Origin of the sequence: Mycobacterium sp. E1747 (assembly GCF_001667775.1) — a bacterium.
In the GTDB taxonomy this organism is placed as follows: Bacteria; Actinomycetota; Actinomycetes; order Mycobacteriales; family Mycobacteriaceae; genus Mycobacterium.
On sequence record NZ_LZJI01000153.1, the window covers coordinates 1 to 10,472 of the forward strand.

The window sequence follows — 10,472 nt, forward strand, 5'->3', positions numbered from 1 at the left end:
CGCAGCAGGGTGGCGCGGGCGGCCCTCGGGCTCCCGATCGGGGACACGGCCCGCGCGCTGCTCGGTGCGGGCGCGCCCTGGTTCGAGTCGTGGGTGGAGCACACCGACCCCGGCGATCCGTTCTGGGACGCTCTGCGCTGCGGCGCCGCGCTGGACCGGGTCGACGTGCCCGTGCTGCTGATCGGCGGTTGGCAGGACATCTTCGTGAGGCAGACGCTGCAGCAGTACACGCAGCTGCGCCGCAGGGGAATCGACGCCGCGCTCACCATGGGCCCGTGGACACACGGCCAGGTGCTCACCACCGGGCTGAGCACCTGCACGCGGGATTCCCTGGACTGGCTGGACACCCACCTGGGCGGCGCGCCCGCGGGCCGGCCCAACCGGGTGCGGGTCTGCGTCACCGGGCAGGGCTGGCGCAACGTGGCCGACTGGCCGCCGGCCACCACCGAACGCGCGCTGTACCTGCGGCCGGGCGGCCACCTCGGCGAGACGGCGCCGACGGACCTGACGCGGGTGGCGCCGGCGACCTTCCGCTACGACCCCGCCGACCCCACACCCACCACGGGCGGCCCGTTGCTGTCGCCGAACGGCGGCTACCGCGACGACAGCCGGCTCGCCACGCGCGACGACGTGCTGGCCTTCACCAGCCTCACCCTCACCCACGACCTGTGCGTGTACGGGAGCCCGGTGGTCGAGCTGGCGCACGGCGCGGACATTCCCCACGTCGACCTGTTCGTCCGGGTGAGCGAAGTCGACGCCAAGGGCCGATCGACAAACGTCAGCGACGGCTACCGACGGCTGGCGGCCGCCGCCAAGACCTCGAAGAAGACCGTCCGCATCGAACTCGACGGCACGGCCCACCGCTTCCGCGCCGGCTCACGCATCCGGGTGCTGATCGCCGGCAGCTGGTTCCCCCGTTACGCGCGCAACCTGGGCACCGACGAGCCGATCCTGACGGGCCGGCGGTCGATGCCGGCCACCCACACCGTGCGCTACGGGCGCTCCCGGCTCCTGTTGCCGGTCGGCCCGCTCGACCTGTCAGCCAACGGCGCGCCGGACGCGGGCGGCGACCTCGGCTAGCGCGGCGTCATCATGAACGGGCGCCGCGACCGTCGCCCGCACGGGCAGCTCCACCCAGCTTTTGCAGCCCCCGTAGTCGGGTGTGCGGGTGACGTCCACCGGCTCGGCCAACGGGTACACCGACACCACCAGCACGGCCAGCTTGTGCTTCGGGCGGAAGTCCAGCCGGTCCGCGCGCACCGAATCGGCGGTCCAGATGTGCAGGTCCTCGATCGCCGGTAGGCCGTCGGGCCGGTCAACCGGCACTGCCGCGACGACTTTCGCGGCCGCCCGGATCACCAGACGATCCTCGGTGCTGTCGGCGGCGGCCGCCTCCAGCAGGTCGCGATGTTCGGGCCGGACGCGCTCGGCGTGGCTGTGCGCGACCGTCGGGAACAGCAGGAACTCGTCGGCGGCCAACTCGAAGCGCTTCTCGCCGATGCCGCCCTTGCGCAGCAGCACCTGCTGTCGCCCGTCCAGCAGGGCATGCACCGCCGCGCTCCACTCCTTGAGTGCGGGCGTCGTGGTTCCGGTGGTGGCGCTGAGCGTCATTGCGTTCCGGCCAGCCGGGCGACCATCTCGGGCCGGCGCAACGGCGGGACGGTCTTGGGCGGCTGACGCCGCGGGGGCAGGGCCGCCAACAATCGCGCGGTCGTCGCGGTGACCTCGGCGACGGCGGCTTCGAAGGCCTCGGCGTTGGCCGCGCTGGGGCGGGTGATGCCGCTGACCTTGCGCACGTACTGGCGCGCCGCCGCCGCGATCTCCTCGGGCGTGGCGGCCGGCTGCAGGCCCCGCAGCTCGGTGATGTTCCGGCACATGCCTCAACCATAGGCGTGGGCGGCGACCCTTTACGGTGATCTCATGACCGACGACATCCTGCTGATCGAGACCGACGAGCGGGTGCGCACCCTGACCCTCAACCGGCCGCAGTCCCGCAACGCGCTGTCCTCGGCGCTGCGGGACCGGTTCTTCGGGGCCCTGGCCGACGCGGAAACCGACGACGACGTCGACGTCATCATCGTCACCGGCACCGACCCGGTGTTCTGTGCGGGCCTGGACCTCAAAGAGCTGGGCGGTTCCTCGGCGCTTCCGGATATCTCCCCGCGGTGGCCAGCGCTGAGCAAGACGGTCATCGGTGCCATCAACGGCGCCGCGGTGACCGGCGGGCTGGAGCTGGCCCTCTACTGCGACATCCTGATCGCCTCGGAGAACGCCCGGTTCGCCGACACTCACGCCCGGGTGGGCCTGTTGCCCACCTGGGGGCTGAGCGTTCGGCTGCCGCAGAAGGTGGGCATCGGCCTGGCCCGGCGCATGAGCATGACCGGGGACTACCTGTCGGCGGCCGACGCGCTGCGCGCCGGCCTGGTCACCGAGGTGGTGCCGCACGACCGGCTGGCGAGCACCGCGCGCGGCGTGGCGGCGTCGATCGTCGGCAACAACCAGGACGCGGTGCGCGCGCTGCTGGCATCCTATCACCGGATCGACGACGCGCAGACCAGCGCGGGCTTGTGGATGGAAGCGACGGCGGCCCGCCAGTTCCGGACCAGCGGCGACGACATCGCCGCCAACCGCGACGCGGTGCTGCAGCGCGGGCGGGCCCAGGTCCGCTAGCCGACCGTCCCGGTGTCGCGATTTCCGCCGGCTCAGCGGCGCGCACGAGCGCCCGCGGACATCGCCTGCGACCGTGCTGCTCCGCTGGTGTCATGCGTCGGGGCGCTGGTCGCGGGCGGCCCGGGATGTGGAAGTGGCCGGCATTGGGCCTGGTCATGGCCCTCGGGTCGGTGCTGATCGCCGCTGGTTTATGGGTGAACTGACAGCAACCCATACGATCAGCTGATGCGTGCGGTCGTCGACGTCACCGTGAGGGTCCTGGTGGGCGCTCTGGCGCTCACGTTCGCGATCGTGGGGCCCGCGGCGCCGCGCGCGGCCGCGCAGCCACCGCCGGGCTTCCCCAGTCTGGACGGTTTCGCCCCCGTCCCGTCGGACGGCTACGTGGCCAGCTCCGGGCCGGGCACGGCGCCCCGGATCAGTTTCTCCACCCCGTACTCCCTGGCGTGTGACTTCTATGGCGGACCGGCGCCGGCGCCGCAGCCGTCACAGGACATCAAGTGCAAGGGCGACATGCCCGGGATCGACGACGTGCCCGTGCTCGGCGGGCGCCCGCACCCGGGCGACTGCCTGGTGGGTTCCGCCGAGTTCAAGGGGCCGGGTTACCAGTTGAGCCGCATCTCCTACGGCGGGTGTGACGGCAGCCCCGCCGCCCTGCCGCCGGGCGGCAAGTTGCTGGGAGCGGGTCAGAAGCTGACGTACCTGAACGTCACCTGCGCGGTCGGGGCCGACAACCTGGTGGCCTGCCTGGACACCACCAGCGGCGACCACGGATTCGTGCTGCAGCGCTCGGGCAGCTGGGCGTTCTAGCCCAAAGCCGTTTCAGCCCAGGGCATTGCGCAGCGCGGATACCGCGTCGTCGATGGGGCCGCTGGTCGAATAGCCGGCGGCCAGCCGGTGACCGCCCCCGCCGAATGTGGACGCGACCGCCGCCAGGTCCACCTCGGCCTTGGCCCGCATCGACACCGACCACTGCTGCGGGTCGACTTCCTTGAACACCGCGGCCACCTCCGCCTGCTGCGTGGTGCGCACGATGTCGACAATGCTCTCGACTTCCTCGGGGCGCGAACTGACCCAATCCTGGTGTCGGACAACCGCGTACACCAGGCCGCGGCCGCCGCCGCCGGCGGGCAGCAGGTGGGCGGAGCCCAGCACACGGGAGAGCAGCGGCAGCCAGTCGAAGGGGTGGCTGTCCATCAGCGTCCGGCTGATCGCCGCGTTGTCGACGCCCACCTCGACCAGCCGGGCCGCGAGCCGAAGGGCGCGGGGGGTGGCCCAGCGGAAGGACCCGGTGTCGGTGGTCAGGCCGGCGTAGATGCAGTGCGCGACGTCCGGGTCGATCGGCTTGTCCCACGCGTCGAGGATGTCGGCGATCAACATCGTGGTCGAATCCGCCGACACGTCAACGAAGTTCGCGGTGCCGAACAGCTCGTTCGAGGTGTGGTGGTCGATCACCAGCAACTCCGGGCCCGCACCGGCCAGGCCGCTCAGCGCGCCGAGCCGCTTGACGCTCGGGACGTCAACGGTGACAACCAAATCGACGTCGCGCCGCATCGCGTCCGGGCCGACCAGCAGCCCACAGCCGGGCAGCGACGCCAGCGACTCCGGCAGCGTGGCCGGTTCGGCGAACCCGACCTCGACGTTCTTGCCGCACTTGTCCAGCACCAAGGCCAGCGCCAGTCCGGCGCCGATGGTGTCGGCGTCGGGGTGGACATGGGCGACGACCGCGATAGTTTCGGCGGCGGAAAGCAATTCGACCGCGCCGCGGGCGTCGATGCGCGCCCCGGCCCCCGGGGCGCGGGACAGCTCAGCCTTCGCGTCGGTCGTCGTCACCGTCGTCCTCGTCGCTTGCCCCGCTTTGACGGTATGGATCGGCGTCCCCGGCCGGCTTGGCCCTCGAGCGCACGCGCGCCAGGTCAGCGTCCGCGGCGCGGGCGCGCGCCAGCAACTCGTCCATCCGTTGCACGGTGTCCAACGTGGTGTCGCGGTTGAAGGTCAGGGTCGGCGTGAAACGCACGCCGGTTCCCGCCCCCACCATGGTGCGCAGCGCGCCCTTGGCGCGCTCCAGGGCGGCCGCCGCGGCGGCGTAGTCCGGCTCGTCGTCCAGGGTGCGGCCCATCACGGTGTAAAAGACCGTCGCGTCGTGCAGGTCGGCGGTGACCTTCGTGTCGACGATGGTCACCCCGTCCAGGCCGGGATCCTTGATCTCGAATTCGATCGCCGAGGCGACGATGGTGTTGATGCGTTTGGCCAATCGCCGCGCCCGTGCCGGGTCAGGCATTTTGATTCACCGCCTCTCCCCCGCAAGCGGGTGGTACCCCCACCTCATCACATCTCCTTCTGCACCGTCGGGCGGTGGTCAGGCGCGCTCCTTCTCGACGAGCTCGTAGGACTCGATGATGTCGCCTTCCTTGATGTCGGAGTAGCCCAGCGTCATACCGCACTCGAAGCCCTCGCGGACCTCGGTCACGTCGTCCTTCTCCCGTCGCAGCGAGTTGATCGTGAGGTTCTCGGTGACCACGACGTTGTCCCGCAACAGGCGGGCCTTCGCGTTGCGCCGCACCACTCCGGAGCTGATCATGCAGCCGGCGATGATGCCCACCTTCGAGGACCGGAAGATCGCGCGGATCTCGGCGCGACCCAGCTCCTTCTCCTCGTAGATCGGCTTGAGCATGCCGCGCAGGGCCTTCTCGATGTCGTCGATCGCCTGGTAGATCACCGAGTAGTAGCGGATCTCGACGCCCTCGCGGTTGGCCAGCTCCGTCGCCTTCCCTTCGGCGCGCACGTTGAAGCCGATGATCACCGCATCCGACGCCGACGCCAGGTTGACGTTGGTTTCGGTGATGCCACCAACGCCGCGGTCGATGACGCGCAGTTCCACCTCGTCGTCGACCTGAATCCCCATCAGGGCCTCTTCCAGCGCCTCGACCGTACCGGCGTTGTCGCCCTTGAGGATCAGGTTCAGCTGGCTGGTTTCCTTCAGCGCCGAATCCAGGTCCTCCAGGCTGATCCGCTTGCGCGACCGCGCCGCCAGCGCGTTGCGCTTGCGGGCGCTGCGCCGGTCGGCGATCTGGCGGGCGATGCGGTCCTCGTCGACGACCAGGAAGTTGTCACCGGCGCCGGGCACCGACGTGAAGCCGATGACCTGCACCGGCCGCGACGGCAGCGCCTCCTCGACGTCCTCGCCGTGCTCGTCGACCATGCGGCGAACACGACCGTAGGCGTCGCCGGCCACCACCGAGTCGCCGACCCGCAGCGTGCCGCGCTGCACCAGCACCGTGGCGACCGGGCCGCGGCCGCGGTCCAGGTGCGCCTCGATCGCCACACCCTGGGCCTCCATGTCGGGGTTGGCCCGCAGGTCCAGGGCGGCGTCGGCGGTCAGCAGCACCGCCTCCTCGAGCGCCTTGATGTTGGTGCCCTCCTTGGCGGAGATGTCGACGAACATCGTGTCGCCGCCGAAGTCCTCTGCAACCAAGCCGTATTCGGTGAGCTGCCCGCGGATCTTCGCCGGGTCGGCACCCTCCTTGTCGATCTTGTTGACCGCCACCACGATCGGCACGTCGGCCGCCTGCGCGTGGTTGATGGCCTCCACCGTCTGCGGCATCACGCCGTCGTCGGCGGCGACCACCAGGATCGCGATGTCGGTGGCCTTCGCGCCGCGGGCACGCATGGCGGTGAACGCCTCGTGTCCCGGGGTGTCGATGAAGGTGATCAGCCGCTCGGTGCCGTCGAGGTCGACGGACACCTGGTAGGCGCCGATGTGCTGGGTGATGCCCCCGGCCTCGGCCTCGCGGACGCTGGCGTTCCGGATGGTGTCCAGCAGTCGGGTTTTACCGTGGTCGACGTGACCCATCACGGTCACCACCGGCGGCCGGGTCTGCAGGTCTTCCTCGCCGCCCTCGTCCTCGCCGTAGGTCAGGTCGAACGACTCCAGCAGCTCGCGGTCCTCGTCCTCGGGGCTGACGACCTGGACGACGTAGTTCATCTCGCTGCCCAGCAGCTCGAGCGTCTCGTCACCGACCGACTGGGTGGCGGTCACCATCTCGCCGAGGTTGAACAGCGCCTGCACCAGCGAGGCCGGGTTGGCGTTGATCTTGTCGGCGAAGTCGGACAGCGACGCGCCGCGGGCCAGCCGGATGGTCTCGCCGTTGCCGTGCGGCAACCGCACGCCGCCGACGACCGGCGCCTGCATGTTCTCGTACTCGGCGCGTTTCGCCCGCTTGGACTTGCGACCGCGCCGGGGCGCACCGCCGGGACGGCCGAACGCGCCGGCCGCGCCGCCGCGCTGACCAGGGCGGCCACCGCCACCACCGCCACCGGGACGGCCTCGAAAACCTCCCGCACCGCCGCCGCCACCGGGCGGAGCGCCAACTCCTCCACCACCGCCGCGGTAGTTGCCGCCGCCACCATCACGGCCACCGGGCCCACCTGGCCGGCCACCACCGGGCCGCGGGGCGCCGGGTCGGGCCGGGCGGCCCTGACCTGCGGCACCGCCGGGACGGGGTGGCATGTTGCCGGGCGAAGCGCCTGGACGCGGCGCGCCGGGCCGGGGCGCCCCGGGGCGGGGCACCGGGCGCGGGATCGGCCGGTCGACGGGCTGTGCGGACGAGAACGGGTTGTTGCCGACGCGCGGGGTGCGCACGCCGGGCTTCGGCGCCGGACCCGGGCGCGGACCCGGCGTCATGCCGGGTTGAGGTCCGGGCTGGCCGGTCGGCTGGCCGGGCGCGGGCGGCTTCGGCTGCCCGGGCTGGGCCGGTGCGGGGCGGCCGGGCACCGGGCCGGGGCGCGCCGGCGCTTCCGTGGGCGCGGCCGGGGCGGCCTGCGCCGTCGGCGTCGTCGCCGCGCCGGCGGCCTCACCATTGCCGATGGCCTTGTCGAGGGCCTGGTCCAGCGATGGATCCGGCCCCCTGGCGGGGGCCTTGGCGGCCGCCTTGGCCGCGGTTTTCTGGGGAGCCGCCTTGCCGCCCCCGAAGGATTCGCGCAGTCGACGAGCGACCGGCGCTTCCACCGTTGACGATGCGGATTTTACGAATTCGCCCTGTTCATTCAGCCGGGCGAGAACTTCCTTGCTGGTGACACCGAGTTCCTTAGCCAACTCGTGTACGCGGGCCTTACCTGCCACTACATCTCCTGTCTATGAGGCGACAGTCGTGGGGCCGCGCCTCGGGAATTAGCTGTAACGCATAGGAATGCGAGTCATCGGGACTTCACGGTGTGCTCATGTTCTTTGCTGCCTCTTCTGTTGCTGCCGAGACGATCGGGCGCGCCTAGAGACTCTAGGTGCTCGACCACCGCGGACGCGTCCGGGGAACCGGTGATGCGCAGCGCTCTGGTGAAAGCCCGCCGCCGAATCGCCTGTTGCACGCACTGCGATGCGGGATGCAGCCACGCACCCCGCCCCGGCAGGCTACTCCTGGTGTCAACGATTACGGCACATTCGCCGTTCCCGCGGGACACAGCCACTACGCGAAGCAGTTCGACGACCAACTCTCGCTTCCGGCACCCGACGCACGTCCGGACTGGTCCGTCCACACGCCTGTGCGCCCTTTCGGGATCGGGGGCCGAAGGCTCACGCTGGATCACGGCTCAGTCTAGCGTCACTCACCCGTTCGTCAGAACCGCCCGACGGTGCCGGGCGCTCTCGGTCGCGGGCCGCCGCGGCGGGCGGGTCGCCGCGGCTAACGCTCGTGCGCCACCGGATGGGTCGCGCCGTGTTCGGGGCGGGCTTGCGAATGCGTCTCGGAACTGCCCGGCGTATCGCCGCGGATGTCGATGCGCCACCCGGTGAGCCGGGCGGCCAACCGCGCGTTCTGCCCCTCCTTGCCGATGGCCAGCGACAGCTGGAAATCGGGCACCACCACGCGGGCGGCCCGCGCACTCTGGTCGATGATCGATACGGAGACCACCTTGGCCGGCGACAACGCGTTGGCGACAAACCGCGACGGGTCCTCGTCGTAGTCGATGATGTCGATCTTCTCCCCGGACAGCTCGCTCATCACGTTGCGGACCCGCTGGCCCATCGGGCCGATGCAGGCCCCTTTCGCGTTCAGGCCGGGGAGGTTGGATTTCACCGCGATCTTGGAGCGATGGCCGGCCTCGCGGGCGACCGCGACGATCTCGACGGAGCCGTCGGCGATCTCGGGAACCTCCAGGGAGAACAGCTTGCGCACCAGGTTCGGATGCGTGCGCGACAGCGTGATCATCGGCTCCCGAGCGCCGCGGGTCACGCCGATCACGTAGCAACGCACCCGGTTGCCGTGTTCGTAGCTTTCGCCGGGGACCTGTTCGGCCGCCGGGATCACGCCCTCGGATGCCTTGGTTTCGGTGCCCATCCGCACCACGACCAGGCCACGGGCGTTGGCGCGGCTGTCGCGCTGGATGACGCCCGCGACGATCTCCCCCTCGCGCGTGGAGAACTCGCCGTAGGTGCGCTCGTTCTCCGCGTCCCGGAACCGCTGCAGCATGACCTGCCGCGCGGTGGTCGCGGCGATGCGGCCGAAACCTTCGGGAGTGTCGTCCCATTCGCTGACGACGTTGCCGTCCTCATCGGTCTCGCGGGCGATGACCTTCACGACACCGGTTTTGCGGTCGATCTCGATGCGCGCGTCGTTTTGGTGGCCCTCGGTGTGCCGGTAAGCGGTCAGCAGGGCCGACTTGATCGTCTCGAGGAGCTCGTTGACCGAGATGCCCCGATCCACCTCGATGGCATGCAGCGCCGCCATGTCGATGTTCATCAGCGCCGCTCCTTCCTGTCGGCCTGGCCCGCCAGGTCCATCTCCGCCTGGGTTGGGGGCGAAAACTCCACCTGGACAACGGCTTTGGCGATATCGGCGAGCGGAATGTCACGCACCCGGTAGTCACGGCCTTCGCGGACCACCAGCGCGACGGCGCCATCGTGGGTCTCGCCGACGCGGCCGGCCAGGCGCGAACCGTCCGACAGGACGATGTCGACCTTGCGGCCGCGGGCGCGACGGAAGTGTTTCGCACTGGTCAGCGGGCGGTCCACGCCGGGCGAGCTCACCTCGAGCACGTAGCGCTCCGCGACGTCGTCGAGGCCGTCCAGCAAAGTCGACGCCGAGCGGGACAGCGTGGCGATGGTGTCCAGGTCGAGGGCCTCGTCACCGTCGGCGACCACCGTGATTCGGGGCGGGCGCGTCCGGCCGTCGATGACCACGTCTTCGATCTCGTATCCCGCGCGCGCGAACTCGTCACCGAGTAGCTCGATCACCTGCGTCTGCGAAGGTAGCCCGGTGGTCACGGCGAGCTCCTCATCTTGAGTTGTCCGGTCAGCTGGAGGGTGTCGCCGCCCCGTGGCTTGCGGGCGGCTCCAGAGTCCTGGCGGAACGCGAGGGCTGCCGTTCCGCGAGAGCCAGCTATCAACGATACGCCAGGAATCGCCTCTGACGGCCGGATCGCGCCTGGCTTCGTACCCGCCTCCGCGCCGATGGCAGGATGTGTTTGTGTCTAGCGCAGTTCCCCCCGTCAACCGGCGGGGTGTGCTCGCCGGCGGCGTGGCTCTGGCCGCGCTCGGGCTGGGGCTCGTCGTTTCGCTGGTCGACGAGCTGGTGATCTTGCCGGCAGCCCGCGATATCTCCGTCGACAGCGCGCGGGCGTGCGCGGCGCGTTGATTCGCCACCACCGCCAGCGCGGCGGCGATCTGCGGTGGGTTGCCGACGGCCGCCGCGGCGGCACCGGCCAGCGCGCTGTCCTTGCGGGCCTGGTCCAACGGCCCCAGCAGCTCTTCGACGGCCGGGGGCTTGGGCGGGGACTCGCCGCAGGCGGAGGTGAGGACCCCGAGCGCGGCC

Annotated in this window: 11 protein-coding genes and 1 pseudogene; 3 read left to right on the forward strand and 9 right to left on the reverse strand. The window is 70.9% G+C overall.

Annotation, left to right across the window (positions count from 1 at the left end; translation table 11 throughout):
* The coding region (locus A5695_RS14860; protein ID WP_156749660.1) for a CocE/NonD family hydrolase at positions 1–1,080 on the forward strand (1,080 nt) is incomplete at its 5' end.
* Here the strand turns inward: A5695_RS14860 and A5695_RS14865 are convergent.
* Together A5695_RS14865 and A5695_RS14870 are read right to left on the reverse strand one after the other, a co-directional pair.
* Positions 1,039–1,611 (reverse strand): DUF1802 family protein, encoded by a 573-nt coding sequence (locus A5695_RS14865; protein WP_068083203.1) that lies wholly within the window; start codon positions 1,609–1,611, stop codon positions 1,039–1,041. The two genes, A5695_RS14860 and A5695_RS14865, sit on opposite strands and share 42 nt — an antisense overlap.
* Positions 1,608–1,877 carry a DUF2277 domain-containing protein gene (locus A5695_RS14870; RefSeq protein ID WP_068083206.1) on the reverse strand — a complete coding sequence of 90 codons (270 nt, stop codon included), beginning with the start codon at positions 1,875–1,877 and terminating at the stop codon, positions 1,608–1,610. The genes A5695_RS14865 and A5695_RS14870 overlap by 4 nt, the downstream gene beginning before the upstream one ends.
* A 43-nt stretch (positions 1,878–1,920) precedes the next feature.
* Between A5695_RS14870 and A5695_RS14875 the strand changes: the two genes are divergently transcribed.
* Positions 1,921–2,670, forward strand: coding sequence for an enoyl-CoA hydratase (locus A5695_RS14875; RefSeq protein ID WP_068083209.1), 750 nt, complete (start codon positions 1,921–1,923; stop codon positions 2,668–2,670).
* 225 nt (positions 2,671–2,895) lie between these two features.
* Positions 2,896–3,477 carry a hypothetical protein gene (locus tag A5695_RS14880; protein WP_068083212.1) on the forward strand — a complete coding sequence of 194 codons (582 nt, stop codon included), beginning with the start codon at positions 2,896–2,898 and terminating at the stop codon, positions 3,475–3,477.
* Positions 3,478–3,489: 12 nt separating this feature from the next.
* On the opposite strand, the gene A5695_RS14885 is transcribed toward A5695_RS14880, so the two are convergent.
* The 7 genes and pseudogenes from A5695_RS14885 to A5695_RS30300 form a co-directional block, all read right to left on the reverse strand.
* Positions 3,490–4,500: a bifunctional oligoribonuclease/PAP phosphatase NrnA gene (locus tag A5695_RS14885; RefSeq protein WP_156749661.1), complete on the reverse strand. Its 1,011-nt coding sequence runs from the start codon at positions 4,498–4,500 to the stop codon at positions 3,490–3,492.
* The gene (gene rbfA, locus A5695_RS14890; protein ID WP_068083215.1) at positions 4,475–4,948 is read right to left on the reverse strand and encodes a 30S ribosome-binding factor RbfA; all 474 of its coding nucleotides are present in this window, start codon (positions 4,946–4,948) and stop codon (positions 4,475–4,477) included. The genes A5695_RS14885 and rbfA overlap by 26 nt, the downstream gene beginning before the upstream one ends.
* A gap of 78 nt (positions 4,949–5,026) precedes the next feature.
* Positions 5,027–7,789: a translation initiation factor IF-2 gene (infB, locus tag A5695_RS14895; protein WP_068083218.1), complete on the reverse strand. Its 2,763-nt coding sequence runs from the start codon at positions 7,787–7,789 to the stop codon at positions 5,027–5,029.
* A gap of 74 nt (positions 7,790–7,863) precedes the next feature.
* Positions 7,864–8,250 (reverse strand): YlxR family protein, encoded by a 387-nt coding sequence (locus tag A5695_RS27650; RefSeq protein ID WP_082946106.1) that lies wholly within the window; start codon positions 8,248–8,250, stop codon positions 7,864–7,866.
* A 95-nt stretch (positions 8,251–8,345) separates the two neighbouring features.
* On the reverse strand, positions 8,346–9,401 hold the full coding sequence (gene nusA / locus A5695_RS14900) for a transcription termination factor NusA (protein ID WP_068083223.1): 1,056 nt from the start codon (positions 9,399–9,401) through the stop codon (positions 8,346–8,348).
* Entirely contained in the window at positions 9,401–9,925 is a 525-nt protein-coding gene (gene rimP, locus A5695_RS14905) for a ribosome maturation factor RimP (protein ID WP_068083228.1), read from the reverse strand. The genes nusA and rimP overlap by 1 nt, the downstream gene beginning before the upstream one ends.
* Positions 9,926–10,159: 234 nt before the next feature.
* Positions 10,160–10,472 (reverse strand): annotated as a pseudogene (locus tag A5695_RS30300) (hypothetical protein); the annotation flags it as partial.